Below are 26,676 nucleotides of genomic sequence, written 5' to 3' on the forward strand. Positions count from 1 at the left end.
TTTAGATTGAAAATAAGCTAAAGCGCAGGTGTCATTTTTGGATGAAAAGGTTATTTAAAGCGGAAGTTAACTGCGTCAGCCAGTATTTCAATCAATTGTTCAGTGTCTTCCCAACCCAAACATGGATCGGTAATTGATTGACCATAAACTAGAGGCTGGTCTGCACAGATTTTTTGATTGCCTTCTTTTAAGAAGCTTTCTGCCATCACACCACTAATTGCTGTTGAGCCTTGCTTAATCTGTTGAGCGATATCTTGCGCTACATCTAATTGGCGACGATGAATTTTCTGGCAGTTACCATGGCTGAAGTCCACCACTAAATGCTCAGCTAAACCAAACTCATTTAATTTTTCACAAGCTTGTGAAATGTACTGCGCTTCATAGTTAGGCTTCTTGCCACCACGCATAATGATATGCCCATGAGGGTTACCACTGGTTTGGTAGATTGTCATCTGCCCGCTCTTATCTGGTGATAAAAACATATGCTGCGCTTTGGCGGCACGAATAGCATCAATAGCGATATTGATATTACCATCGGTACCATTTTTAAAACCAACAGGGCAGGAGAGCGCTGATGCCATTTCACGATGGATCTGGCTTTCGGTGGTACGAGCGCCAATCGCTCCCCAGCTAATTAAGTCCGCAATATATTGTCCTGTCACCATGTCGAGGAATTCAGTAGCGGTTGCTAATCCTAATTGATTAACTTCAATCAAAAGCTTGCGCGCTAAACGAATGCCGGTGTTCACTTGGCATGAGTTATCAAGGTGCGGGTCAGAAATTAAACCTTTCCAGCCCACAACGGTACGCGGTTTTTCAAAATAGGTGCGCATGACAATTTCTAAGCGATCTTGATATTTTTGGCGTAACGTATTTAGCTTATTAGCGTATTCAATTGCGGCATCAATGTCATGAATAGAGCAAGGACCTACAATCACCAGCAAACGCGGGTCTTCACCGGATAGGATCTTTTCAATTCGTTTACGTGACGCTGTCACGTTATCGGCGATTGCTTGGGATATCGGAAATTCCTCAGCGAGCGTTTGTGGCGTAATTAAACTGTCCACTCGCAGAGTTCGTAACTCATCTGTTTTATGCATTTTGTTTCTCAAAACTTTTACTCGGCTGAGCCTTTTTGTACAGCCGTATTAGTGACTAAGGTCACAATAAACGAAACTGGCTCAAATTCAAACCACCAACTTGGGTTGAATGAATAATTTTTTATATTTTATTTTGCTAAAAAATACGACGCTGTAATCCCATCGTATCAATCACTTTGGCTGAAATTTCTTCAACAGAGTAGTTGGTAGTATTTAAGTAATTGATTTTATTCTGTCTAAATAGCGCTTCTACTTCAGCAATTTCAATACGACACTGGCGAAGCGAGGCGTAACGGCTATTTTCTCTGCGTTCTTCACGAATTGCGGCAAGGCGTTCAGGGCTGATAGTTAAACCAAAAAGTTTATGGGTATAGGGACGTAATGCGGCAGGCAGCTGTAAATTGTCCATATCATCGGCAGTGAATGGGTAGTTGGCGGCTTGTATGCCAAATTGCATCGCTAAATATAAGCTTGTTGGTGTTTTACCGCAGCGAGAGACGCCAATTATGATTACTTGAGCTTGTTCAAGGTTACGTAATGAAATGCCATCATCATGAGCGAGGGTATATTCAATTGCTGCAATACGGGCATCATATTGATTCATATTTTGCATGGATAACCCGTGAGTACGATTGAGTTTTGGCTCCGGTTCTAACCCGACTTCTCGCTGTATTGGGGCGACCAAACTTTGCACAATATCCTGACAAAATCCTGCACTTTGAGTGATGATTTCTTTCACTTCTGAGGAAATTATTGAATAAAACACCAGTGGACGAAGGGCTGTTTCAGCATAAATAGTGTCAATTTTTTGTTTAATTTCAAGCGCTCGTGCTTGCGTGGTAACAAACGGTAAAGTGTAAGAAATAAAGGATAGTGGAAATTGAGATAAGACGGCGTGCCCTAACGTTTCAGCTGTGATTGCGGTGCCATCAGAGATGAAAAAAACGGTACGTTGAACTTGGCTGGCATTTTTACTCATAGAATTTAATTCGCTCATAACTGGCTTCTTTTTATCGTATTTTTTCTGAGTTTTGGAAAATATTGTAAGTGAATAAACATTTAAAAATCATTTATGGGGGGAAGTATAGACAAATTTTGAACAATTTTTAGAACAAAAAAATTTTATTAATTGATGGAACGATTCACCAGTCCATCTTCCCATAACGTCTGTGCTAGTCTATTCGCGAGGCGAATTTTCGCCAACGAGATTTTTTACGATTTGTTGTCTGTCACTAAATTGCTATAAAAGGATCGCTTTCAATGTCCACAAATGGCCTTACTCCGTGTAATGTACTTTGGTATAACCAATTAGGGATGAACGATGTTGACCGTGTTGGAGGCAAAAACGCTTCCCTCGGTGAAATGATCACCAACTTGTCCGATCTTGGTGTATCCGTACCAAACGGTTTTGCGACAACCGCACAGGCGTTTAATGATTTTCTGGAGCAGAGCGGTGTAAACCAGCGTATTTACAACCTGCTAGATGAAACGGATATTGATGATGTGAATCAACTGGCGGCAGCCGGTGCTCAGATCCGCCAATGGGTGATTGATACCCCATTGACGCAAGCATTAGAGCAGGATATTCGTGAAGCTTTCCTTCAATTATCTGAAGGTGAAGCCGAAGCGTCATTCGCTGTTCGCTCATCAGCAACCGCTGAAGATATGCCTGATGCCTCATTTGCTGGGCAGCAAGAGACATTCCTCAACGTTCAAGGGATTGATGCGGTATTGGTTGCCATTAAACATGTATTTGCGTCGCTGTTTAATGACCGTGCTATTTCTTATCGTGTACACCAAGGCTACGACCATCGTGGCGTCGCGTTATCTGCGGGTGTACAACGAATGGTGCGTTCTGACCTCGCTTCTTCCGGCGTTATGTTTACTATCGATACTGAGTCTGGTTTTGACCAAGTCGTGTTTATTACCTCCGCATATGGTCTCGGTGAGATGGTGGTACAGGGCGCGGTAAACCCAGATGAGTTCTATGTCCATAAACCAACCCTGCAAAATAATAAGCCTGCGATTGTACGTCGTACATTAGGCTCTAAAAAATTGCAGATGGTCTATGCCGACAGTAAAGAGCACGGTAAACAAGTGAAGATTGAAGATGTGCCAGAAGCACTACGCAATCGTTTCTCTTTAGCCGATCACGAAGTGGAAGAGCTGGCTCGTCAAGCTTTACAGATCGAAAAACACTACGGTCGTCCAATGGATATCGAATGGGCAAAAGATGGTCATAATGGTCGTCTATATATTGTTCAAGCGCGTCCGGAAACCGTTCGTTCTAACCAACAGGTTATGGAGCGTTATAAACTGAAAGACCAAGGGCAGGTCTTAGTTGAAGGTCGTGCAATCGGTCATCGCATTGGCGCAGGTTCGGTTAAAGTCATCCATAACTTAAGTGAGATGGATAGAATTCAGCCGGGTGACGTATTAGTGACGGACATGACGGACCCCGATTGGGAACCTATCATGAAAAAAGCGGCTGCTATCGTAACAAACCGTGGCGGTCGTACTTGCCATGCGGCGATCATCGCGCGTGAGCTTGGTATCCCTGCCGTTGTTGGTTGTGGTGATGCAACTGAACGCCTGAAAGAAGACCAAGATGTCACTATTTCTTGTGCTGAAGGGGATACTGGCTTTGTTTATGACGGTAAATTGGCGTTTGAAATCCACAGTTCAGAAGTGAACGACATGCCTGATTTGAACGTCAAAATCATGATGAACGTCGGTAACCCAGACCGTGCATTTGATTTTGCGTGTTTACCAAACGAAGGTGTTGGCTTAGCGAGACTCGAATTTATCATCAACCGCATGATAGGTGTTCACCCAAGAGCACTGCTAGAGTTCGATGTTCAGACGCCAGAATTACAAGCAGAAATCCGCAATATGATGGTCGGCTATGACGACCCTGTTGAATTCTACGTTAGCAAGCTGACGGAAGGGATTTCAACACTCGCTGCAGCATTCTGGCCAAAACGCGTGATCGTGCGTTTATCTGACTTTAAATCCAATGAGTATGCCAACCTCGTTGGTGGCGATAAATATGAGCCGAAGGAAGAGAACCCTATGTTGGGCTTCCGTGGGGCGGGGCGTTATGTGTCAGATAGCTTCCGTGCATGTTTTGCACTGGAGTGTGAAGCCGTTAAACGCGTTCGTAATAAGATGGGTCTGACTAACGTTGAAGTTATGATTCCGTTTGTTCGCACAGTCGCACAAGCCGAGTCGGTGGTTGCTGAGCTGGCAAAACATGACCTGAAACGTGGTGAGAATGGCTTAAAAGTGATTATGATGTGTGAAATCCCATCTAACGCACTGCTAGCTGATCAGTTCCTTGAACATTTCGATGGCTTCTCCATTGGTTCTAACGACATGACTCAGTTAACCCTCGGTCTTGATAGAGACTCTGGTGTTGTATCTGAATTGTTTGATGAACGTAATGATGCGGTTAAGGCAATGTTGTCAATGGCAATTAAGGCTGCGAAGCGTCAGAACAAATATGTCGGTATTTGTGGGCAAGGCCCATCAGACCACCAAGATTTCGCACAATGGCTGGTGGATGAGGGCATTGATAGCCTATCGTTGAACCCAGACACAGTAGTGCACACTTGGCTAACAATCGCTGGAAATCAATAATTTAATTATTCATTTTTAGATTGTTCATTATAAGAAGGTCGGTAAATAATTATTATTTGCCGACCTTTGTTTATATATAGAGACAACCTATTACAGCGATAGAATTAAACTCAATGTAAGTTTAATTTACGTAAATATTCATAATATATTATTCAGATTTTCAGCAAAATAAAACTATAGTCTCATAAATGGATTCATTATTAATGTTAAATAAAAAGTTATTAAATAATTAAAACCATTAAATCCATTACTCTAATTATGCGTAATTACGTATAGAGAGAGTAATTGGAATATTATATTAACTATGCAACAGAGAAGCGGAGTGTGGGGGAGATAGAGATAAAAAAAAAGCCTATCATGGGCTGACAGGCAAAGACTACACACAGCAATTTGGTTAAGTAAGTCACGTTAGAAATTAAATAACATAACTTATTAATTCGTTATCGAAGAGATATTAACAGGGATATATTAAACTGTTTAAATAAGTTAATCACTCGGAACACTCTTAATACCATATTACTTATTGTTCCCAAATGATTATTCATTCGATGTGGAGAATATTAACATAATTAAAGATAAAAACTAACAGTAGTGTGTTAAATATTGTTTCTAAATATTAATGAGAATAGATAGTCGAGAAAACATGTCCAAAATGAAACATGTTTTCTCGAATTAAATGAAATTTATTTCTTCATTAAGAATTCTTCTTCAAGGAATTTTTCGGTGGCTTCTAAATTTTCACTTGGTGGTGCCACTTCATTCATCCACGCTTTGAGCAGGCTATACGAGACAGCCAGCACCACAGGACCAATGAATAAGCCAATCATACCGAATGATAAGATACCGCCGATAACTCCCACTAAAATAAGCACCATAGGAAGATCTGCACCCATTTTAATTAGCCAAGGTCGTAGCACTCCATCCATAGTGGCAACCACTGCCGCCCAAACCCCGAGAATAATTGCCCAGGTAGTATCTCCCGTCCAAAATAGCCACAGAACGGAAGGTACCATGACTAATAGTGGGCCAAGTTGTGCAACACAGCAGATAAAAATCAAGACCGTTAAAATGGCAGCATAGCTAATACCCGATAGAGCAAGACCAACCCCACCCACAATGGCTTGAATTAACGCAGTAACAACTACGCCAAGTGCGACTGCACGAATAGATTGTGCTGCAAGTACCACAGCCGCATCGCCGCGGATGCCCGCAAGACGTACAGCAAAGTGACGAACACCGATTGTCACCAGCTCGCCTTTATAATAGAGCAGCCCACTAAACAGCAGCATCAATACGAGGTGGAATAAGAAGCGGCTGGCACTAACGGCCTGCGTTGCAAACCATCCTGCGGCTTGACCGAAATAAGGTTGTACTTTAGCCAATAACGCATTACCACCACTTGCTACTAAACTGTGCCAAGCGTAATACAGTTTCTCTCCGACCATAGGCACTTGATTCAGCCACTCTAAATCCGGCAAGGTGATACTGGCCGGTGACTTCGCCAATTCGATAAGCGGCGCACTGTTTTGAATAATGCTGCCAATCAAAATACTGGTTGGAATAACAAAAAGAAGGAAGATCAGTAGAACCATGGTCAGCGAAGCAAGCCAGCGCTTATTCCATAGGCGTGCTTGTAGTCGTAAGAGAATTGGCCAAGTAGCAATCACCATCATCCCCGCCCATACGAATCCTAAAATAAATGGGCTTAAGACCCAAAAACAGGTCGCTATCATAAAGATAATGGAGAGCAGTCCAAGGACGAGTTTGGGTAAATCCAAACGTTTTTGCGATTTTTCCATTAATGATCAATCCTTAACAAATGAAAATTCTGTGGGGTTAGGGCTTTTACAGGTGAAAATAGTGTAATTATTTTTCATGCTTAAAAGAAACAATATTGTGATATGGTTTTACTGACAATGTCACCGGCAGATGCGCTATCTTTACAGGCTGCGAGGGAACACTCCAATAAACCTTGTGCCTATTGTGCTACTTAAACTAAAGATAGTACATAACGACAAATGCGATTACTCAACAACAAGAGTCATGATTAATAATGATCCCGCGTATATCTGAAGCACCACATCTTAGTCAGTTAGCTATCCAATTTCTGCACGAGCTACAACAGCAAGGTTTTACTGGTGATACTGGCACCAGCTACGCTGAGCGTTTATCCATGGCGACTGACAACAGCATTTACCAACTATTACCACAAGCTGTCATCTTCCCGCGTTCCAGCGCTGACGTACAAATCATTACGCGCGTCGCAGGGCAAGACAAATACCGTGAATTAAGTTTCACGCCACGCGGCGGGGGAACGGGCACTAATGGGCAATCACTCACCGAAGGGATTGTAGTGGACATGTCCCGCTATATGAATCGAATTTTAGAAATCAACCCAGAACAGGGATGGGTAAAAGTTGAAGCTGGCGTGATTAAAGACCAACTCAACCAATTTCTAAAACCGTATGGCTACTTTTTCTCTCCGGAGCTATCCACAAGTAACCGTGCGACATTGGGCGGGATGATCAACACAGATGCTTCTGGACAGGGATCATTAGTGTATGGCAAAACGTCAGACCATGTTTTAGGGGTTAAAGCGATGGTTTTGGGTGGCGCTTGCCTTGATACTCGCGCTATGCCTATCGAACTCGCCCAAACGATTGCGTTAGAGGATTCAGTCGAAGGGCGTATCTATAAAACTGTACTTGAACGCTGCTTAGAGCAACGTCCGTTAATTGAAGAAAAATTTCCAAAACTAAACCGATTTTTAACGGGCTATGACTTACGCCATGTTTTTAATGATGACCTTACTCAGTTTGATTTAACGCGAATTTTAACAGGGTCTGAAGGCTCGCTGGCGTTTATTACGGAAGCCACGTTGGATATTACGCCGCTACCGAAAGTGCGCCGTTTGGTGAACGTCAAATATGATTCGTTTGAATCCGCATTGCGTAACGCACCATTTATGGTGCAGGCGCAAGCACTCTCGGTAGAAACTGTCGACTCGAAAGTTTTGAATCTTGCGAAAGAAGATATTGTTTGGCACTCCGTAAAATCGCTGATCACCGATGTACCGAATAAAGAGATGCTTGGGCTGAACATTGTTGAGTTTAGTGGCGATGATGCAGATGAAATCAATCGTTTGACTGATAGCTTATGCCAGCGCCTTGATGAATTGATGGCGAGTCAGCAAGCGGGCGTGATTGGCTACCAAGTTTGTCATGACCTTGCTGATATTACTCGTATCTATAATATGCGCAAAAAAGCGGTGGGATTATTGGGTAACAGCAAAGGTGCCGCGAAACCCATCCCATTTGTTGAGGATACCTGTGTACCACCGGAGCATCTTGCGGATTATATCGAGGAATTCAGAGCGCTACTGGATAGCCATAAACTAAATTATGGGATGTTTGGTCATGTGGATGCAGGTGTTTTACACGTTCGCCCAGCATTAGATATGTGCGACCCTCAGCAAGAAATGTTAATGAAGCAAATTTCGGATGAAATTGTTACTTTGACTGCAAAATATGGCGGCTTACTGTGGGGGGAACACGGTAAAGGCTTCAGAGCGCAATATAGCCCAGAATTCTTTGGTGAAGTGCTTTATGGTGAGCTGCGTAATATTAAGGCGGCATTTGATCCCTATAACCGTTTGAACCCCGGAAAAATTTGTCCACCAGCGGGTATCGATGCCCCAATGAAACAGGTGGATGCAACCAAACGCGGCACATACGATCGTCAAATCCCAATTCAAATACGCCAAGAGTTCCGAGGTGCGATGGATTGTAACGGCAACGGGCTTTGTTTCAACTTTGATGTAAAAAGTCAAATGTGCCCATCGATGAAAATTAGCCGCCAGCGCGTGCATTCACCGAAAGGTCGTGCAACGTTAGTTCGAGAATGGCTGCGTTTATTGGCGGAGCAGGGCGTTACACCAGAGCAAATTGAAAAAGGCGTGAGAAGCGAGTCTCCATCGTTACGTGGGTTGATTGAAAAAACGCGTAACTCATGGCGGGCGAAGCAAGGGGATTATGATTTCTCCCATGAAGTAAAAGAGTCAATGTCTGGGTGTTTAGCCTGTAAAGCGTGCTCGACTCAGTGCCCCATTAAAATTGATGTGCCGTCTTTCCGGGCAAAATTTCTTGCGCTATATCATAGCCGTTACTTGCGACCAGTTCGTGACCATATTGTGGCGAATGTGGAAGCTAGTGCTCCGTTAATGTCAAAAGCACCGGGCGTTTTTAACTTCTTCTTGCGTCAAACGGTGGTTCAGAAACTGAGCGAACACACTATTGGTATGGTGGATTTACCGTTATTTTCTCAACCGACGCTGAAACAGGAGTTATCAGGGCATGCAGCGACCTCCCTGACATTAGAACAACTTGAAGGAATGTCTGCTAGCCAGCGCGAAAAACATGTGCTCGTGGTGCAAGACCCGTTCACTAGCTACTATGATGCAAAAGTGGTGGTGGATTTTGTTCGTCTGATCGAAAAGTTAGGCTATAAGCCTGTGTTACTCCCATTCTCACCGAATGGCAAAGCACAACATATCAAAGGTTTCTTAAGCCGTTTTGCGAAAACTGCACGTAAAACATCAGACTTTTTAAATCGTGTTGCTAAACTGCAATTACCGATGGTGGGTGTCGACCCTGCATTGGTACTGTGTTATCGCGATGAATATCATGAAATTTTAGGTGAGGAGCAATGCCAATTTACGGTAATGCTGGCTCATGAATGGCTAATCTCATTACCGGAACAAACCAAAAATGACGGAACTGATGAGCAGCCTTGGTATCTCTTTGGTCACTGTACCGAATCAACGGCATTACCCAATAGCGCCAACCAATGGGCTGCACTGTTTTCCCGTTACGGGCGTAAACTCACTAATGTGAGTGTTGGATGCTGTGGAATGGCGGGAACTTATGGTCATGAAGTCGCTAACCTTGAGAATTCAAAAGGTATTTACAATCTATCGTGGAAACCTGCGATAGAAAAACTACCCCTAGAACGCTGCTTAAGTTCGGGATATTCTTGTCGTAGCCAAGTAAAACGAATGGAAAAAACGGCAATCAAACACCCAATTCAAGCCTTACTGGAGATTGTTTCATGATTTGGAAGCGTCAATTTAACTTGCAACAAATGGCGGCAATGGCTGAAAGCTGTATGTTAGGCCATATAGGGATTGAAATTACAGGCTTTGGTGATGACTACCTTGAAGGTACCATGCCAGTCGACCATCGCACCAAACAGCCTTTTGGTTTGCTACACGGTGGTGCTTCGGTTGTATTGGCTGAATCCTTAGGTTCAATCGCAGGCTACCTATGCAGTGAAGGTGATCAACGTGTAGTTGGTGTGGAAATTAACGCAAACCATATTCGTGCAGCGCGAGAAGGTGTGGTGAGAGGTGTATGCAAACCGATTCATCTAGGGCGCCGTCAGCAAGTGTGGAATATCGAAATTTTTAACGAGAAAAACCAACTGTGTTGCACCTCCCGTTTAACAACTGCCGTATTGTTTGAATAATCAGCAGTTTGTTTCTTCTGATACCCTCAGTTTATTTGAGGGTATCAATCCTATATTTATCTTTCATATCAATTCTTTATAACTTATCTAATTTATTCATTCTCATTCAATGAATGTGGTACTAAACCGAATATCACTTTATTAATTTGTGTTATTTTTATGTACTCAATAATACATAAAAAACATTATCATGAATGAGATTTATTTCTTAATTATTAATTGGTTAGATATTTCCATAAACTAAAATCCTGTCAGTAAACCGTTCTCATCGCTATAACCTCTTAAAACAAATGGTTGAAGTCATATGGGTAATCATTACCATGTCATATAGAGAAGAAATCGCTGATAACAGGCTGAAAAACCATAAGAAAAGTGAGGTCAATATGACTGGTGGTGTAGAAACATTTTCATTGGATGAAAATTCATGGCAGGGCGTCAGCCTAACCCCAAGTGCCGCTAAACAGATCAATAAGTTAGTTCTTCAAACACCGAATAGTAAAGGTCTATCCCTCGGCGTGAAACAGTCGGGATGTGCAGGTTTTGGATACGTCTTCGAGATGATTGAAAACCCAACCGATGACCACTTAGTGTTTGAACTCGATGGCGCACACTTGTATGTACCTAAAAAAGCAATGCCATTCATTGATGGCACGGTAGTGGATTATGTCCAAGAAGGGCTTAACCATATTTTTAAATTTAATAACCCGAAAGCTCAACATGCCTGTGGGTGTGGTGAAAGCTTCGGCGTTTAACTTGTGAAGCTAGATTATGTCTCAGAGCAATGTAGAAGTTGGCGAAGATGTTCAAAGCTGGCTTGATGAAAAACGTTATAAAGAAGGCTTTTTTACCCAAGTTGCCACCGATGAGATGGCAAAAGGGCTAAATGAAGAGGTGGTTCGTGCTATTTCTGCGAAGCGTAATGAACCTGAGTGGATGCTGCAATTTCGTCTTGATGCCTTTAATCACTGGAAAGGCATGGAAGAGCCACACTGGCTGAAAGCCCATTATCCAAATTTGGATTACCAAGATTATAGCTATTATTCCGCGCCATCTTGCGGGTCGTGTGATGATGCCTGTGGTTCACAGCCAGGCGCGACACAATCAACAGGCGCTGCGGAAGAAGCGAATTACCTGACGAGCGAAGTGGAAGATGCCTTCAATCAGCTTGGTGTGCCTGTCCGTGAAGGCAGTAAAGTGGCGGTAGATGCGATTTTTGACTCCGTTTCTGTATCAACAACCTACCGTGGCGATTTAGCCAAACACGGGATCATTTTCTGCTCGTTCAGCGAAGCTATTCAAGAATACCCTGAGCTGGTTCAAAAATATTTAGGTAGCGTCGTCTCGAGTCACGATAACTTTTTTGCTGCACTGAATGCAGCCGTGGCATCGGACGGAACTTTTGTTTACATCCCGAAAGGGGTGCGTTGCCCTATGGAGTTATCGACTTATTTCCGTATTAATGCGGCAAAAACAGGGCAATTTGAACGCACAATATTAATTGCCGACGAAGGCAGTTATGTGAGTTACATCGAAGGATGTTCAGCACCAGTGAGGGATAGCTATCAATTGCACGCAGCTGTTGTGGAAGTGATTATCCATAAAGATGCCGAAGTGAAGTACTCGACAGTTCAAAACTGGTTCTCGGGTGGTGATAGCGAAACGGGGGGAATTCTCAATTTCGTGACTAAGCGTGCCCTGTGCGAAGGGGAAAATTCCAAAATGTCATGGACACAATCCGAAACAGGTTCTGCCATTACGTGGAAATACCCAAGCGTGATTTTAAAAGGGGATAACTCTGTTGGGGAATTTTTCTCTGTCGCGCTGACCAACGGCAACCAACAAGCAGATACGGGCACCAAAATGATCCACATTGGCAAAAATACCCGCTCAACGATTATCTCAAAAGGGATTTCGGCAGGTAAAAGCCAAAATAGTTATCGTGGGCTCGTCAAAATACTTCCGAGTGCCCATAACGCTCGTAATTTTACCCAATGTGACTCCATGCTGATTGGTACCCAATGTGGCGCTCATACCTTCCCGTATGTGGAAGTGAAGAACAATACCGCGCAATTAGAACATGAAGCGACAACGTCGCGCATTGGTGAAGACCAGCTGTTTTATTGCTTGCAACGTGGGATCAGCGAAGATGACGCTATCTCAATGATTGTTAACGGCTTCTGTAAAGATGTTTTCTCAGAATTGCCACTAGAGTTTGCCGTTGAGGCACAAAAATTATTGGCTATCAGCTTAGAACACAGTGTGGGCTGATCCTAACCGAGTTTAGTTGCGCTTGAGCGCTAAAGGCATGTTGATATGTTAAGTATTAAAGATTTACATGTAAGTGTAGAAGGTAATGAAATTTTAAAAGGGCTGTCTCTGGAAATTAAACCAGGTGAAGTTCATGCGATTATGGGACCAAACGGTTCGGGTAAAAGTACTTTGTCCGCAACCCTAGCAGGCCGTGAAGATTACCAAATTGATAGTGGTGAAGTGACATTCAACGGTAAGGATTTACTTGAGTTAGATCCAGAGGAACGCGCGGGTGAAGGGATTTTTCTTGCATTCCAATATCCGGTTGAAATTCCGGGTGTGAGTAACCAATTTTTCCTGCAAACGTCAGTGAATGCGGTGCGCGAATATCGCCAGCAAGAGGCGTTAGACCGCTTTGATTTCCAAGATTTTATCGAAGATAAAATCGAATTGTTGGATATGCCACAAGACCTGCTTACTCGTTCAGTTAACGTAGGTTTCTCCGGTGGAGAGAAAAAACGGAATGACATTTTACAGATGGCAGCGTTAGAGCCTAAGTTATGTATTTTAGATGAAACCGATTCGGGTTTAGATATCGATGCGCTAAAAATCGTCTCCAATGGCGTGAATTCACTACGTACACCAGAGCGTTCATTTATTATCGTGACCCACTATCAGCGCATTTTGGACTATGTAAAACCTGATTTTGTTCACGTCCTGTATCAAGGAAAAATCATCAAATCCGGTGATTTCAGTTTAGCGAAAAAACTGGAGGAGCAAGGCTATGGCTGGCTTATTGACCAACAGTGAAAGAGCGGAAAAACGCGCTGCGGTTGATGCTTTAAATCAGCAGGCAATGCGCCGTTTTGAAACGCTATATGAGCAAGGATTAGGTGGAAAATCTCAGCACGCTCAAACCCATTGGAGCCTTGCTAAACACGTAGGGCTGCCCGCTTTTCGTCATGAAGACTGGCACTATACTCCGTTAAACAGCGTGTTAAATACCCACTACCGTTTTAGCTCGCAAGAACAGCAGGCACCGCTAAGTGACGCACTCGCATTAGCTATTGATGCCTATCGTGTTGTGTTGGTGGATGGGCGCTACAATGCGGAACTGAGCTCTGTCGATACGGGGGAATTTCAAGTTTCTCTGCTCGATAGCCAAGACTGGCTACCAGATGCGGTGAACAGCGAGATTTTCTTACATTTAACGGAATGCCTAGCGGCTCAACCGCTTATCATCCAGTTAGCTGCCAATAAAGTTGCGACTAAGCCACTCTATTTACTGAATATCTCCAGTGGTAGCCATGATCCAAGCTCAATGAACATGAGCCAATATCGCTATCATTTGACTCTGGGGAACAATAGCCAGTCTCAAGTGATTGAACACTTTGTCAGTTTAGATGACCAAGCGCATCTTACTGGTGGGCGTTTAACGGTTGAAGTGGGTGATAACGCTCAGTTTACCCATTTCAAACTGATGACAGAAAACCCACAGGCACAGCACTTTGCTCATAATGACATTGTGGTGGGGCGTGATAGCCAAGTGAAAAGTAGCTGCTTTTTATTAGGTGCAGGGCTAACCCGTCATCATACAAGTAGCCGTCTTGACGGTGAAAATACGGAATTCGAGTTAAACAGCCTGTTGTTGCCGCAAGGTAATGAAATTGCCGACACACGCAGCTATCTTGAACACAATGCGGGTTATTGTAATAGCCGACAGCTGCATAAAGTGATCGCCATGGATAGCAGCAAAGCGGTATTCAACGGGATGATCAAAGTTGACCCTAACGCGCTGAAAACAGACGGTCAAATGACTAACAATACTCTGTTACTGGGTGAAAAAGCGGAAATTGACACGAAGCCTCAACTGGAGATCTATGCTGATGACGTGAAGTGTGGTCATGGGGCAACGGTTGGGCGCATCGATGATGAGCAACTCTTTTATCTACGCTCTAGAGGGATTGATAGTCAAGCTGCTAAACAGATGATTATCAATGCATTCGCAGCTGAATTAACCGAATCTATTACCATCGATGGGTTAAAACAGGCCGTGATGGCGAATATTCATCAACGCTTAGCGGAGGTGTAAACCGATGTTATTTGATGTTGAATCGGTCAGGCAGGATTTTCCTGCCTTAGCGCAATCCGTGAATAACCATCCATTGGTCTATTTAGATAGTGCGGCGAGTGCTCAAAAGCCTCAGCAGGTTGTGGATGCAGAGAGTCAATTTACGTTGCATCAATACGCGGCAGTGCACCGTGGGGTTCATACGTTAAGCGCGAATGCCACCACGCTGGTGGAAAATGTTCGCCAAAAAGCCGCGGATTTTTTGCATGCGGCCTCCCCTGAAGAGATAGTGTTTGTCAAAGGGACGACGGAAGGGATTAACCTTGTTGCGAATAGCTTTGGGCGCCAGTTTATCCAGCAAGGTGATAATATTATTATCACTGAAATGGAGCACCATGCGAACATTGTTCCTTGGTTTATGTTGGCGCAAGAGCGTGGTTTTGAAGTCAGAATCCTGCCTATCCTTGAGGACGGTACCCTCGATACCACTCAGCTCGCACAACTCATCGATGCGCGTACAAAACTCTTCAGTTTCACTCATATTTCCAATGTGCTTGGTACCGTTAATCCGGTGAAAAAATTGGTCTCACAAGCGCGTGAAATTGCAGAGCAGTATGAAAATAGGCTGGCTATCCTGGTGGATGGTGCGCAAGGGGCGATGCATCAACAGGTGGATGTACAAGCGCTAGACTGTGATTTTTATGTCTGTTCAGGCCATAAGCTATATGGACCAACAGGTATTGGGATCCTCTACGGCAAGAAGGCATTGCTTGAGAAAATGCCACCTTGGGAAGGGGGTGGAGCGATGATCCGCCAAGTCAGCCTGAAAAAAGGAGTCACATTTGCGGACATTCCATGGCGATTTGAAGCTGGCACCCCAAATATCAGTGGTATCATTGGGTTAGGCGCAGCTTTAGACTATCTCAATGAGTTAGGATTAAGCGAAACTTTTGCGTATGAAAAGCAATTGATGCAATATGCGACGGATTTGCTTAAGCAAGTGCCTTCCCTTCGTTTATATGGTAATGACCAACGTGAAGGCGTGATAGCCTTTAATTTAGGTGAACATCATGCCTATGATGTTGGAGCATTCCTAGATAGATATGGGATTGCCATTCGTACTGGGCACCACTGTGCGATGCCATTAATGGAACATTATCAAGTTCCTGCGATGTGCCGGGCATCTATTGGTGTTTATACGACTAAGCAGGATATCGATGCTTTGTATAATGCGTTACTGCGTGTTAAACAATTACTTGGCTAGATACCGATGGTATATCGAAGTCACCGTATTGCAGCAAATAGAGATTGTAGCAGATAGAGAGAAGGAAATATTATGTCGGCGTTACCCGATGAAGAGAAGCTATTACGCAATTTTGCACGTTGCCAAGATTGGGAAGAACGCTATTTGTATATGATTGAACTGGGCGGGCGATTACCTGCGTTATCTGAAGCTCAACAGGTGGATGATAACTTGATAGCAGGTTGCCAAAGCCAAGTGTGGATTGATATGCAAAAACAACCGGATGGTCATGTTGTTCTTGCCGGAGATAGTGATGCAGCTATTGTTAAAGGGTTAGTGGCGATTGTGATTATTCTCTTTCAAGGAAAAACACCTGAACAGATCCTTGCTGTGGATGTAAAACACTTTTTCCAGCAATTGGCGCTTGAGCAGCATCTTACGCCTTCTCGGACTCAAGGTTTAAATGGCATGATTAAGTCGATTTTAGCGCGAGCTCACCAACTTCTTTAAGTACTCAGTGGGAAATTGTCGGAATTTCCCACACTTTTCTTTTCTTCCTATTATTTTTATCCAAGAAAATATACCTAAGTAACTCACTGTATTTTATTGCTAAACTAACAATGACGAGACAAAGTTAGCTCACATTCAAATTATTAGCAGACTAAAATATTTATTAAGTATTAAAGATATTCGAGATAGTTGCTATTATGAGCGATATTGTTTGAATTTTGTAATGAATCTTATTTTCCTTGGAGTAGGTATGAAAAGAGTTTTGACGGCGGTAAGTCTGTTTGTCATGAGTGCGGTGCTGGCACCAGCGCAGGCTAAAGATTATCCATTACCCAATAACAACACACGCCTGATCGGGGAAAATATCACCTATGTGGTGCCTAACGATGGGCGCCCACTGGAAGCTATAGCAAGCGACTATCAGATTGGTTTGTTGGCGATGTTAGAGGCGAACCCAGGAACAGACCCTTATTTACCTGAAGTGGGTAAGCCACTGATTATTCCTGCTCAAATGTTATTACCTTCGACACCGCGTACCGGTATCGTGATTAACTTAGCGGAAATGCGTCTTTATTATTACCCTGAAAATAGCCATAAAGTGGCTGTGTATCCGATCGGTATTGGTCAGCTAGGACGAGATACACCTGAAATGGTGACGTCCATTAGCCAATTGATTAAAGACCCTACATGGACACCAACCACCAATATCCGTAAACATTATGCACAGCAGGGTATCACACTCCCGGCGGTGGTACCTGCTGGTCCAGAAAACCCGATGGGGCTGTATGCCTTACGCCTGTCTTATGGTCGTGGTGAATACTTGATCCACGGTACTAACGCCAATTTTGGTATTGGTATGCGTGTTAGCTCTGGCTGTATTCGTCTACGCCCAGATGATATTAAAGCACTGTTTACTAACGTACCAAAAGGAACGCGCGTTCAAGTTATCGATCAGCCAGTTAAATATGCAAAAGAGCCAGATGGTAGCTATTACATTGAGGTGCATCAGCCATTGTCACGTAAAGACAGTGATGACCCACAGACAATGCCAATCAAGCTGACTGAAGATTTCCAAGCGTTTTTAGCGAGTAACCCAGGCATTGATAAAGCAAAAGTTCAAGCAGAGTTGTCTAGACGTTCAGGATTGCCAGTAAGGGTTAATGTTGGGGATGATTCAGAATCGATGAAACGCGATTATCAGCAATTAAAACCAATTGCGCCATTCACGATTACTCAACCACAACCTGTGTTTGAAGGAGAAGTGAAGTCTTCAATTCCTGCCAAATATCAGTCATTTAAAAGCTAATGACTGCCTACCTTAAATGAGTTTTGAAGTAAAAAATAAGGGCCTATAAAATAGGCCCTCAACAATAATTCAGCTATTAAGCTTTTCTAGATAACATCAAGCCGGACTTATTTTTTGTAAGTACGTACTTGGTTGTCCAGACGTTGGTTTGCACGAGCTGCTTCTTCTTGTGCAGTTTGTACATCAGAACGCAGAGACTGAACGTCGTTGCTCAGTTGGTCAACTTTACCGTTCAGAGTTTGCACGTCTGAAGAGAGCTTTTGCACTTCAGTGCTGTTAGAACAACCCGCCAGTAATGCTGAAGCTAATACGATAGAGCCCAGTACAATTTTAGTACGAATCATTATTTTACCCTCTAGATTGATTTATCTTGAAAATATAAAAGCAAGTAACCAAAAAATAGACTTAAGAGCGTTATCTTAAAGCTACCTCTATCCCTTTAAAACAACCTAATGTAAATTAGGGTATGGTACTTACTAAGTCTTATGCTAGTACGTAATTCAAAGTTTTGCTAGAAATACTTTATATTTAACAGGGTGAAAACGAATAAAAATTTCAATTAAGGGTTATTTAGTTTGAAATTTGAGCGAATGGTTATCGTTTTATGATTTATTTTGTAAATGCTTTGTAATCAAAATCTGGGTGAATTATATCTTCGCGGATCATAACGTAACTTATTGAAATTATGTTTCGCACGGATTGCTAAATTTCAGTTATTCCAGATAATAAAAAACCCTACTGCCGTGAAGCGATAGGGTTAATGTCACGCTAGATTATGCAGGACAACTGTGATGCAAGACAACTACAGAACATGTACTGATGAGGTATTTGTTGTACCACTTTGTACTAATGCTCCGGATACCATCACGACGGCATCACCTTCAACCGCTAAACCACTTTCCAACGCTGCACGTTTTCCTTCACGATAGAAATCATCTGTGGATTCGAAAGGACCCACGATCATCGGAATAACACCTTTCACTAACAGTAACTGGCGAGCAGTTTCTTCGTTAGTTGTCAGAGCCAGAATCGGTGCGGTAGGGAAGTATTTACGTACTGATTTTGCGGATTTACCACCATAAGTTGCGACAACGATTAATGGCACGTCCAGTTTTTCAGACATTTCAACGGCACCACGGCAGACAGCTTCAGTCACACGTAAGCGCTGGGTTGGTTTTTGATTTTCAATACGCGTTGGCATAACGCGGTCAGTACGTTCACAGATAGTTGCCATGATAGTCACAGCTTCAACTGGATACTTACCTTTCGCACTTTCTCCAGACAGCATAACAGCATCTGTACCGTCTAAGATGGCGTTTGCAACGTCACCAGCTTCTGCGCGGGTAGGGCGTGGGTTTTTGATCATTGAATCTAGCATTTGAGTCGCAGTGATAACGACTTTGCGAGCTTTAACACATTTTTCAATCATCATTTTTTGGGCGAAGATAACTTCTTCTACCGGGATTTCAACCCCTAAGTCACCACGAGCAACCATGATACCGTCAGAGGCTTCAAGAATTTCGTCGAAGTTATTTAAACCTTCTTGGTTTTCGATTTTAGAGATGATTTGAATATTCTCGCCACCGTGTTTTTTCAGGTGAGCGCGAATTTCTTCAACGTCTGAACGTTTACGGATAAATGAAGCGGCAACAAAGTCGACACCTTGTTGGCAACCGAAAACGAGGTCTTCTTTATCTTTTTCTGCCAGAGCAGGTAAGCCAATAGAAACGCCCGGTAAGTTAACACCTTTTTTCTCACCAAGATCGCCATTGTTTAATACTTGGCAAATGACTTCAGTTGCAGTGATGTTGGTTACGGTCATCCCGATTAAACCATCATCCACTAAAACGGTGTCACCCACTTTCAGGTCTTTGGTTAAGCCAGGGTAAGTGACTGCAACGCGTTCTTGGTTGCCGATAACGGAAGTATCTGTTGTGAAAGTGAAAGTTTGACCTGCAACGAGAGAAACATCATTGCCGCCTTCCAGTTTCATGGTGCGGATTTCTGGACCTTTAGTGTCCAGCAGAATAGCTGCTTGTTTACCGGTTTTTGCACAGACAGAGCGGAGGTTGTTGATACGTTGACCGTGTTCTTCATAGTCACCGTGGGAGAAGTTAAGGCGCATGACGTTCATGCCTGCATCCAATAACTGAGTTAATTTCTCTTCTGATTCGGTTTTTGGACCGATGGTACAAACAATTTTGGTTTTTTTCATGGCAGTCTATCTAATGGTTATAAAGGAAATCGGTATTGCCGCCGATGCTTAATGCGCAAGATAGTCTATGTTGCGCAACTCATTTATAAGAATAGGCGACAGTCTGGTATTCAAAATCTGATTATTTAAAAAACGTCACTTTTTGACTCTTATTATAGTGTAGATGACATTTTTCATTAAAGCTAACATGCTGATTTGTCTTTGTTGAAACCTTTCAGCTTGTGGGATTATTATAAACAACATCAAACTGTGAGACAAATCAAATTTTGCTAAATTTGATGCAGAAGTAATTAAGATCAAACAACAGCGAGATTTTCAGTTGAAAGTGGGTTGCGCAACAAAATAAGGGAAAACAAAATCACAATCAAGATAAATATGATATTTGAAAAAAGCACTTTAATCAGGGTAAGTAGGGCTCAGGATAAATAATGATTCGGAATAAGTAGAATGGTGCGTCCGAGTAGACTCGAACTACCGACCCCCACCATGTCAAGGTGGTGCTCTAACCAACTGAGCTACGGACGCACTGAGATGAAGCTTTGGTTTGTCACTGATGACAAATTCAAATGGTGCGTCCGAGTAGACTCGAACTACCGACCCCCACCATGTCAAGGTGGTGCTCTAACCAACTGAGCTACGGACGCACTGAGGTGAAACTTTGTTTGTCGCTAGTGATGAATTTAAATGGTGCGTCCGAGTAGACTCGAACTACCGACCCCCACCATGTCAAGGTGGTGCTCTAACCAACTGAGCTACGGACGCATATCAATTATTACTGCTCTAACGACGGGGACGAATATTAACGTTCTGCTGTCAATCTGGCAAGGGGAAAATGTAATTTTGCGAGAGTTTGCTCGTATTTAAAACTATTCGCAGAAAAACATTTACCGCCTTACCATAAAATGCTGAAAATTACGCCAATTATCGCGTTGAACGTAATAAAACGACACTGTCAGGTTGGCGATGGATCCACAAAATTCGTGTTGCCATACCAATAGCCGCCGCAGTGAGCCCGATAATAAATCCTAACCAGAAACCTTTTGGTCCCATCGGTTCGGTAATGAAGTCGGTTAACGCCAAAACATAGCCAGACGGTAAACCTAGAATCCAATATGCTGTAAAGGTAATAAAGAAGATTGAGCGAGTATCTTTATACCCACGTAACACACCAGCACCAATGACTTGAATAGAATCTGAAAGCTGATAAAGCGCTGCATAGAGCATCAAGCTAGATGCTAAAACAACTACTTCAGGATTCTTGTTATACATCATAGCGATAGGTTCGCGGAACGTACTGGTAAAGATGGCCGTTAAGCAAGCTAAACTTAATCCTACCGCTAAACCAGTATAGGAAGAGACTTTTGCGGCATCGGTAGATTGACGTCCCAAGTTATAGCCAACTCGAATGGTGACAGCGATACCCATTGATAATGGGAACATAAACATCACAGAACTAAAGTTAAGCGCTACTTGGTGACCCGCGACCGCAACAACTCCTAAAGGAGCGACCAATAGGGCAACAACCGCAAACAGGGTAACCTCAAAAAACAGCGCTAATCCAATCGGTGTTCCGAGCACAATAATGCGTTTCAGGATATCTGGATTTGGTGCGCCTAATGGCTGAGCAGGGCGAATATCTCTCTGATTTGGTGCGTGTTTAACATACCATCTCATCATCAGGCACATTGCCCAATACACCGTTGCTGTCGCCACGCCGCAACCAACACCACCTAAGGCAGGTGCTCCAAAGTGACCATAAATGAAGATATAGTTCACTGGAATATTGACCATCAAGCCAAGAAAACCAATGACCATGCCAGGTTTGGTTTTTGATAACCCTTCACACTGGCTACGGTACACTTGATAAAATAGGTAACCTGGGGCTCCCCACATAATCGCGTGTAGGAAACGAACCGATTTATCGGCTAACTCTTGGTCAATATGAGGCATGTTGCTAATGATCAATTTACTGTTATATAACAGTAACATGATACTAACGCCTAAAATAAAGGCTAGCCACAAGCCTTGTTGAACTTGGTCGCCAATTAGGTTTCTGCGACCTGAACCGTTCATTTGAGCGATGATTGGCGTGAGCGCCATGAGAATACCTTGCCCTAATAAAATAGCAGGCAACCAAATAGAAAAACCAACAGCCACAGCTGACATTTCGATTTCGCTAACACTTCCCGCCATGATGGTGTCCACAAACCCCATGGCGGTTTGGGAAAATTGGGCAAAGAAGATAGGGATACCGAGAGCCAACAAGCTACGCGCTTCTGTAATATATTTCTGCACGCATACACCTTCACAATAAGTTTCGAATTAAAAAAAGAAAAAAGCGGAATGAAAATCTATGATTTACTAAAAAATCAGATAGTTAATGCTAACCCCTTATTCTATCTCTTTTATGTAACCAATCCAACATAGTTATAGATAAGAATAATAAAACAGCAGATTAGTATAGAAACCGTTTAAATGTTTTGTGATGGCAGCATAAATATAACCACTCAAATAAGATAGATCTCTGAAAATTCTTAGGTAAACTGAGTTCATTAATTCACTGCACTGAGAGTCATTATGTTTACAGGCATTGTTCAAGGAACCGCTCCAATTATCTCAATCACGGAAAGAGCTAATTTCCGTACTCATGTCATGAAATTCACACCGGAATTATTAGTGGGTTTAGAAACCGGTGCATCCGTTGCGCATAACGGTTGCTGTTTAACGGTGACTAAAATTGAGGGGGAGTACGTTAGCTTTGATTTAATCAAAGAGACATTGCGCCTCACTAATTTAGGTGACTTAAAAGAAGGGGATGTGGTTAATATTGAACGTGCTGCGAAATATGGTGATGAAATTGGCGGACATGTGGTTTCGGGTCATATTGTAACCACCGCAGAAATTAGTAAGATTTTCACCTCTGAAGATAATCATCAAGTTTGGCTATCTATTTATGATAAAGCCTTGATGAGGTATATCTTGCATAAGGGATTTGTGGCGATTGATGGAATCAGCTTAACGGTCGGAGATGTTATCAACAACCGTTTCTGCGTGCATTTGATCCCAGAAACGTTGGCGAGAACAACACTAGGTAGCAAACGACTGGGTCATAAAGTCAACATTGAGATTGACCCACAAACTCAAGCTATTGTTGATACTGTTGAGCGTGTTTTGCATCAGAAAGAACAAGAAATGTTATTGAAGCAGAAACAAGAGAGTGATGACTCAGTAGATAGCGAAAAATCGTCAATCTAGTTTTGACCTGATAAGATTATAGCTCTATGCAGAGCTATAATCTGTTGAATCGGTAGGTAATAAATTCACCGGAATATTCTATTACTTCTCACTAAAATTGACCGAAAAAATGGCATTGTCACGTTCAATCGCGTCAACAAGTTGTTTGAAATGAGCGCTTTTTTGATACATTTCTAATGCTTGTGCATTTTCCCACTCTTCAAACACAATGTAGCCATTTTCTTTTGCCATCAGGTCATACTGCAAACATCCTTTTTCCATCCGGCTGCGTTTGGCAATTTCGCTAACGATTTTCTTCGTTAAATACCCGTCCTTTTTTTCGGTAGTGATTTGGGCATATACAACAATACTCATACCATTCTCCTTATGTACTCAGAACTATCTTAATGGAGACTTTGTTTTTGTATTGTAAAAAAGCGAATAATTTGACTTTAAAAACGCCGATGGTGTCATGGTAAAGTAACGCTTAAAATCGCGATAAAAGTGGGATTGATCATAATAACCCGTTTCAAACCAACGATAAGTATCTTGTTCCTTTACCATGGTTTTCATCACTTGCTCTAAGCGACAATTGATCTGGTACCGTTTTGGCGTGATCCCAAATTCTTTTAAAAACTCTTTTTGAACTAAGCGTGCGCTGTAGCCAATATCATCGGCAATTTCGGTAATTTTTTTATTTGGATTGCGATAAAGGGAATCGATAACTTGGTCAATAAAATGGTTTTTTTTTGTTGCTTTAGTGACATAAAAACACGAATTCAACTCTTTAAAAGAAGAATTGGCCAATGCTTTAAACCAGTTATCACTCCAAACTTGGCTAAGCGGAGTAGGGATATCCGTATAATTTAACGTGCGTTGGGGAAGTAAAAAACGTAGGGCATCGTGGCGAATACGTAGAACCATCACGCTGGCATTATTCGGGATAGCCGTAAATATATTGACTCTGGGGATGATTAACTGAAATGGATTGACGGATGTATGTTCGTGAGTCGACATACTGATATTTTCAGTCGAAACCCATATTTCAGCACCTGTGCCTGGGAAGATCTTAATAGCATCAGTAAATTTCTTGATAATCAAAACTGAACTAACAAATTCTTTTAATTCATCAGGAGGATAATACTGTTTCAGCATGGCTCTTCAAAACGTCATAATTGAATATGCTAATAATAGCGTGTTATAGGGAAAAAATTAACTCTATAAACGATATATTAACCAAATAACGTTTTATTAAAAATCAGTTCCGTTATTAATAATAGTAACGGAACTGATTTTTATGATGCCAAAAAATAACGTTAACTAACGATTAGTCATGCTGATATTCAGTGTGCTTAATCGCATTATTGGATTTGCTGGCACAACGCTGCATGAAATAGCCTATAATCATTGGGATTACAGTAAATGCCATCACACCAGTTGTAGCGAGTAAAGGGTCAAATGTAAGAGCAGACACTAATAAACTGGCTAAGAAACATAACCCTAACTGTAACGCATTTTGTAGTGCAGCAGCCTTACCACTAGCAGATGGGAACGTATTGAGGGCTTTGGCGACTGCAATTGGGTATGATGCTCCGTTCATTGCTGCCATAAAGCAAAATGGAACCAAAATCATGGTTAATGTTGGCTGCGTATAAATCGCCATCACAAAGAGAATAATCATACTAACGGCATAACCCGCTAGCAAGATTGGGAACAACGTTTCAGCGCGAACTTTAGCTAATACGAAGCGGCAGCCGTATCCCCCGACAATAAATGCCAGTGTTTGAGGAATATAACTCAGGCCGATATCCGCAGGGTTAAAGCCCATATTGCGTAGAATAAACGGCGAACCCGTTAGCCATGCAAAAAAGCCAGCGCTACATGCTGCGTACACAAGTACGTTACCACTGAAAACAGGGGAGCTTAGCAAGGTAGCAAAGGAAACTTTGGTTTGTGGCTGGTTTTCTTCTGCGATGACTTTCGGTGCCACTTTTTTTAGCATCAAAGTCGGTAGCAGGAGTAAAACGCCCACCATCATCAGCACGATGAAGATAAATTCCCAGTTTTTGTGTTCAAGCACCCAGGCACCTAAAAGTGGCGCTAATGCAGGAGAAAGCGCCACTAAAGGCATAATAGAGGCAAATACTTTTTGGGTATCAGCTTCGTTATAGCGGTCGATAACGAGGGCCTGCCATAAAACCGCAGCAGAACAAACGCCAACGGCCTGCAAGAATCGAAGGATTAATAACTGAGTGGCATCGGTGACCCAAATCATTGCTAGGCAGCTAATAATGAACAGCGAAAGCCCAACAATGAGAATAGGTTTGCGTCCTAATTTATCTGAAAGGGGTCCCCATAATAGCTGGGCAAACGCGAAGCCCGCTAGAAAGATACTTAATGATGCGCTGATAGCGCCTTCAGTCGTATTTAAGGTTGTTTGCATTGAACCAAAGGCAGGCAGATACATATCGATGGCTAAAAACCCCAGCATGCTTAGGCCAGCAAGATAAATCAAAAATCCAGAGGAGTTTTTTGTCGCAGTATTTGTCATAGTTTTTGCTTAATCTATATTTAAAATAATGTTGATAGTTATCTTATTGTATAGGCTATTTTTTTACGTTGTGAAACGGTAATATTTGGACTCTGCTATCAAATAATTTGAAAGGAAAGAAAATGTGGTCAGCTCATGCACTTGAAGTCATAGACGCAGTTGCTCGAACGGGAAGCTTTAGTGGTGCTGCGGATGAGCTGCATCGAGTCCCTTCAGCGATCAGCTACACAGTAAAACAAGTCGAAGAATGGTTAGCAGTTCCGCTATTCGAACGTCGTCACCGTGATGTGGTATTGACGGAAGCCGGGGCTATCTTTATTAAAGAAAGTCGAAGTGTTATCAAAAAAATGATTGATACTCGACATCAATGCCAACAAGTCGCCAATGGATGGCGCGGACAGTTCAGTATTGCTGTTGATTGCATCGTAAAACCGCAGCGTACGGAACAGCTGATTTTGGATTTTTATCGTCATTTCCCTGATATTGAACTGTATATCCACCCTGAAGTGTTTAATGGAGTTTGGGATGCTTTAGCCGATGGACGTGTGGATGTTGCGATTGGAGCGACCCGTGCTTCACCAATTGGAGAGCGCTATAGCTTCCGTGATATGGGCTTTATGTCATGGCGTTGTGTTGCGAGCCCCGATCACCCATTAGCAAAAATTCAGGGCAAACTGACAGATGATCAAATGCGTGAATATCCAAGTTTGTGCTTAGAAGATACCTCAAGAAGCTTACCGAAAAGAGATACTTGGGCGCTGGATAACCAACGTCGCTTAGTTGTGCCTTACTGGGAAAGTGGTTTAGCGTGTTTGGAAAATGGCCTGTGTGTGGGAATGGTTCCTGAGCACCGTGCAGCGCCATTGTGTGCAGAAGGTAAGCTTGTTGAGCTGAAATTAGCACAGCCGTTTCCTGAAAGCCCTTGCTGCTTAACGTGGGTTGAGAATGATACATCTCCAGCGTTGAGATGGCTTCTTGACTATCTTGGTGATAGCGAAACGCTCAACGCGGAGTGGTTTGCGAGCTAATGTGCT

General features: G+C 42.7%; 21 protein-coding genes and 3 tRNA genes. 12 read left to right on the top strand and 12 right to left on the bottom strand.

What is annotated here, in order from left to right; all coding sequences use genetic code 11:
* Positions 1 to 50 precede the first annotated feature (50 nt).
* Together ACIH2S_RS08145 and ppsR are read right to left on the bottom strand one after the other, a co-directional pair.
* Positions 51 to 1,100 carry a 3-deoxy-7-phosphoheptulonate synthase gene (locus ACIH2S_RS08145; protein ID WP_036950435.1) on the bottom strand — a complete coding sequence of 350 codons (1,050 nt, stop codon included), beginning with the start codon at positions 1,098 to 1,100 and terminating at the stop codon, positions 51 to 53.
* Positions 1,101 to 1,236: 136 nt separating this feature from the next.
* Positions 1,237 to 2,079 carry a posphoenolpyruvate synthetase regulatory kinase/phosphorylase PpsR gene (gene ppsR / locus ACIH2S_RS08150; RefSeq protein ID WP_430248565.1) on the bottom strand — a complete coding sequence of 281 codons (843 nt, stop codon included), beginning with the start codon at positions 2,077 to 2,079 and terminating at the stop codon, positions 1,237 to 1,239.
* Positions 2,080 to 2,360: 281 nt separating this feature from the next.
* Between ppsR and ppsA the strand changes: the two genes are divergently transcribed.
* On the top strand, positions 2,361 to 4,739 hold the full coding sequence (gene ppsA, locus ACIH2S_RS08155) for a phosphoenolpyruvate synthase (protein WP_430248472.1): 2,379 nt from the start codon (positions 2,361 to 2,363) through the stop codon (positions 4,737 to 4,739).
* Between the two features lie 683 nt (positions 4,740 to 5,422).
* Here the strand turns inward: ppsA and ydiK are convergent.
* A complete protein-coding gene (ydiK, locus tag ACIH2S_RS08160; protein WP_036950431.1) occupies positions 5,423 to 6,538 on the bottom strand; it encodes an AI-2E family transporter YdiK in 1,116 nt (371 codons plus the stop codon).
* A gap of 254 nt (positions 6,539 to 6,792) precedes the next feature.
* On the opposite strand from ydiK, the gene ydiJ reads away from it, so the two are divergent.
* The 9 genes from ydiJ (at position 6,793) to ACIH2S_RS08205 (ending at position 17,642) form a co-directional block, all read left to right on the top strand.
* Positions 6,793 to 9,849, top strand: a complete 3,057-nt coding sequence (gene ydiJ / locus ACIH2S_RS08165) for a D-2-hydroxyglutarate dehydrogenase YdiJ (RefSeq protein ID WP_108479014.1) — start codon at positions 6,793 to 6,795, stop codon at positions 9,847 to 9,849.
* Positions 9,846 to 10,262, top strand: coding sequence for a hotdog fold thioesterase (locus ACIH2S_RS08170; protein ID WP_036950426.1), 417 nt, complete (start codon positions 9,846 to 9,848; stop codon positions 10,260 to 10,262). Before ydiJ ends, ACIH2S_RS08170 begins: the two co-directional genes overlap by 4 nt.
* Before the next feature lie 383 nt (positions 10,263 to 10,645).
* On the top strand, positions 10,646 to 11,014 hold the full coding sequence (gene sufA, locus ACIH2S_RS08175) for a Fe-S cluster assembly scaffold SufA (RefSeq protein WP_036950521.1): 369 nt from the start codon (positions 10,646 to 10,648) through the stop codon (positions 11,012 to 11,014).
* A gap of 16 nt (positions 11,015 to 11,030) precedes the next feature.
* The gene (gene sufB / locus ACIH2S_RS08180; RefSeq protein WP_036950424.1) at positions 11,031 to 12,530 is read left to right on the top strand and encodes a Fe-S cluster assembly protein SufB; all 1,500 of its coding nucleotides are present in this window, start codon (positions 11,031 to 11,033) and stop codon (positions 12,528 to 12,530) included.
* 45 nt (positions 12,531 to 12,575) lie between these two features.
* Entirely contained in the window at positions 12,576 to 13,322 is a 747-nt protein-coding gene (gene sufC, locus ACIH2S_RS08185; protein ID WP_036950422.1) for a Fe-S cluster assembly ATPase SufC, read from the top strand.
* The gene (sufD, locus tag ACIH2S_RS08190) at positions 13,297 to 14,604 is read left to right on the top strand and encodes a Fe-S cluster assembly protein SufD (protein WP_108479013.1); all 1,308 of its coding nucleotides are present in this window, start codon (positions 13,297 to 13,299) and stop codon (positions 14,602 to 14,604) included. Before sufC ends, sufD begins: the two co-directional genes overlap by 26 nt.
* Before the next feature lie 4 nt (positions 14,605 to 14,608).
* Entirely contained in the window at positions 14,609 to 15,847 is a 1,239-nt protein-coding gene (sufS, locus tag ACIH2S_RS08195) for a cysteine desulfurase SufS (RefSeq protein ID WP_430248474.1), read from the top strand.
* Positions 15,848 to 15,919: 72 nt separating this feature from the next.
* Positions 15,920 to 16,336 (top strand): cysteine desulfuration protein SufE, encoded by a 417-nt coding sequence (sufE, locus tag ACIH2S_RS08200; RefSeq protein WP_108479011.1) that lies wholly within the window; start codon positions 15,920 to 15,922, stop codon positions 16,334 to 16,336.
* A gap of 250 nt (positions 16,337 to 16,586) precedes the next feature.
* The gene (locus tag ACIH2S_RS08205) at positions 16,587 to 17,642 is read left to right on the top strand and encodes a L,D-transpeptidase family protein (RefSeq protein ID WP_036950414.1); all 1,056 of its coding nucleotides are present in this window, start codon (positions 16,587 to 16,589) and stop codon (positions 17,640 to 17,642) included.
* 107 nt (positions 17,643 to 17,749) lie between these two features.
* Here ACIH2S_RS08205 and ACIH2S_RS08210 read toward each other — a convergent pair whose 3' ends face one another.
* From ACIH2S_RS08210 to ACIH2S_RS08235, 6 genes are all read right to left on the bottom strand, one after another.
* Positions 17,750 to 17,986, bottom strand: a complete 237-nt coding sequence (locus tag ACIH2S_RS08210) for a major outer membrane lipoprotein (RefSeq protein WP_004263789.1) — start codon at positions 17,984 to 17,986, stop codon at positions 17,750 to 17,752.
* Between the two features lie 458 nt (positions 17,987 to 18,444).
* Complete coding sequence (gene pykF, locus ACIH2S_RS08215; protein WP_036950412.1) at positions 18,445 to 19,857, bottom strand: pyruvate kinase PykF; 1,413 nt, start codon at positions 19,855 to 19,857, stop codon at positions 18,445 to 18,447.
* A gap of 448 nt (positions 19,858 to 20,305) precedes the next feature.
* Positions 20,306 to 20,382 (bottom strand) — tRNA-Val (locus tag ACIH2S_RS08220).
* 42 nt (positions 20,383 to 20,424) lie between these two features.
* A tRNA-Val gene (locus tag ACIH2S_RS08225) sits at positions 20,425 to 20,501 on the bottom strand.
* A gap of 41 nt (positions 20,502 to 20,542) precedes the next feature.
* Positions 20,543 to 20,619, bottom strand: a tRNA-Val gene (locus tag ACIH2S_RS08230).
* 159 nt (positions 20,620 to 20,778) lie between these two features.
* On the bottom strand, positions 20,779 to 22,152 hold the full coding sequence (locus ACIH2S_RS08235) for an MATE family efflux transporter (RefSeq protein ID WP_036953546.1): 1,374 nt from the start codon (positions 22,150 to 22,152) through the stop codon (positions 20,779 to 20,781).
* Positions 22,153 to 22,434: 282 nt separating this feature from the next.
* On the opposite strand from ACIH2S_RS08235, the gene ACIH2S_RS08240 reads away from it, so the two are divergent.
* Positions 22,435 to 23,112, top strand: coding sequence for a riboflavin synthase subunit alpha (locus ACIH2S_RS08240; RefSeq protein ID WP_108479010.1), 678 nt, complete (start codon positions 22,435 to 22,437; stop codon positions 23,110 to 23,112).
* Positions 23,113 to 23,193: 81 nt separating this feature from the next.
* Here the strand turns inward: ACIH2S_RS08240 and ACIH2S_RS08245 are convergent, their stop codons facing one another.
* From ACIH2S_RS08245 to punC, 3 genes are all read right to left on the bottom strand, one after another.
* Complete coding sequence (locus ACIH2S_RS08245; protein WP_036953541.1) at positions 23,194 to 23,466, bottom strand: putative quinol monooxygenase; 273 nt, start codon at positions 23,464 to 23,466, stop codon at positions 23,194 to 23,196.
* Positions 23,467 to 23,490: 24 nt separating this feature from the next.
* Positions 23,491 to 24,246 (bottom strand): helix-turn-helix transcriptional regulator, encoded by a 756-nt coding sequence (locus ACIH2S_RS08250; RefSeq protein ID WP_036953538.1) that lies wholly within the window; start codon positions 24,244 to 24,246, stop codon positions 23,491 to 23,493.
* 172 nt (positions 24,247 to 24,418) lie between these two features.
* Complete coding sequence (gene punC / locus ACIH2S_RS08255) at positions 24,419 to 25,642, bottom strand: purine nucleoside transporter PunC (RefSeq protein ID WP_036953535.1); 1,224 nt, start codon at positions 25,640 to 25,642, stop codon at positions 24,419 to 24,421.
* Between the two features lie 122 nt (positions 25,643 to 25,764).
* On the opposite strand from punC, the gene punR reads away from it, so the two are divergent.
* Positions 25,765 to 26,670, top strand: coding sequence for a DNA-binding transcriptional activator PunR (gene punR, locus ACIH2S_RS08260; protein WP_036953532.1), 906 nt, complete (start codon positions 25,765 to 25,767; stop codon positions 26,668 to 26,670).
* The last annotated feature ends 6 nt before the right edge of the window (positions 26,671 to 26,676 follow it).

The organism is Providencia lanzhouensis, assembly GCF_050469745.1.
Lineage (GTDB): Bacteria > Pseudomonadota > Gammaproteobacteria > Enterobacterales > Enterobacteriaceae > Providencia > Providencia lanzhouensis.

Bases quoted from the DNA above. Each gene is read 5' to 3' on its own strand.
- sufC (WP_036950422.1), top strand. From the start codon at position 12,576: ATGTTAAGTATTAAAGATTTACATGTAAGTGTAGAAGGTAATGAAATT.
- pykF (WP_036950412.1), bottom strand. From the start codon at position 19,857: ATGAAAAAAACCAAAATTGTTTGTACCATCGGTCCAAAAACCGAATCA.
- ACIH2S_RS08240 (WP_108479010.1), top strand. From the start codon at position 22,435: ATGTTTACAGGCATTGTTCAAGGAACCGCTCCAATTATCTCAATCACG.
- sufE (WP_108479011.1), top strand. From the start codon at position 15,920: ATGTCGGCGTTACCCGATGAAGAGAAGCTATTACGCAATTTTGCACGT.
- ACIH2S_RS08245 (WP_036953541.1), bottom strand. From the start codon at position 23,466: ATGAGTATTGTTGTATATGCCCAAATCACTACCGAAAAAAAGGACGGG.
- ACIH2S_RS08250 (WP_036953538.1), bottom strand. From the start codon at position 24,246: ATGCTGAAACAGTATTATCCTCCTGATGAATTAAAAGAATTTGTTAGT.
- ACIH2S_RS08205 (WP_036950414.1), top strand. From the start codon at position 16,587: ATGAAAAGAGTTTTGACGGCGGTAAGTCTGTTTGTCATGAGTGCGGTG.
- ACIH2S_RS08210 (WP_004263789.1), bottom strand. From the start codon at position 17,986: ATGATTCGTACTAAAATTGTACTGGGCTCTATCGTATTAGCTTCAGCA.
- sufB (WP_036950424.1), top strand. From the start codon at position 11,031: ATGTCTCAGAGCAATGTAGAAGTTGGCGAAGATGTTCAAAGCTGGCTT.
- sufA (WP_036950521.1), top strand. From the start codon at position 10,646: ATGACTGGTGGTGTAGAAACATTTTCATTGGATGAAAATTCATGGCAG.
- sufS (WP_430248474.1), top strand. From the start codon at position 14,609: ATGTTATTTGATGTTGAATCGGTCAGGCAGGATTTTCCTGCCTTAGCG.
- punR (WP_036953532.1), top strand. From the start codon at position 25,765: ATGTGGTCAGCTCATGCACTTGAAGTCATAGACGCAGTTGCTCGAACG.
- ACIH2S_RS08145 (WP_036950435.1), bottom strand. From the start codon at position 1,100: ATGCATAAAACAGATGAGTTACGAACTCTGCGAGTGGACAGTTTAATT.
- ydiK (WP_036950431.1), bottom strand. From the start codon at position 6,538: ATGGAAAAATCGCAAAAACGTTTGGATTTACCCAAACTCGTCCTTGGA.
- ydiJ (WP_108479014.1), top strand. From the start codon at position 6,793: ATGATCCCGCGTATATCTGAAGCACCACATCTTAGTCAGTTAGCTATC.
- sufD (WP_108479013.1), top strand. From the start codon at position 13,297: ATGGCTGGCTTATTGACCAACAGTGAAAGAGCGGAAAAACGCGCTGCG.
- ppsR (WP_430248565.1), bottom strand. From the start codon at position 2,079: ATGAGTAAAAATGCCAGCCAAGTTCAACGTACCGTTTTTTTCATCTCT.
- ACIH2S_RS08170 (WP_036950426.1), top strand. From the start codon at position 9,846: ATGATTTGGAAGCGTCAATTTAACTTGCAACAAATGGCGGCAATGGCT.
- ppsA (WP_430248472.1), top strand. From the start codon at position 2,361: ATGTCCACAAATGGCCTTACTCCGTGTAATGTACTTTGGTATAACCAA.
- punC (WP_036953535.1), bottom strand. From the start codon at position 25,642: ATGACAAATACTGCGACAAAAAACTCCTCTGGATTTTTGATTTATCTT.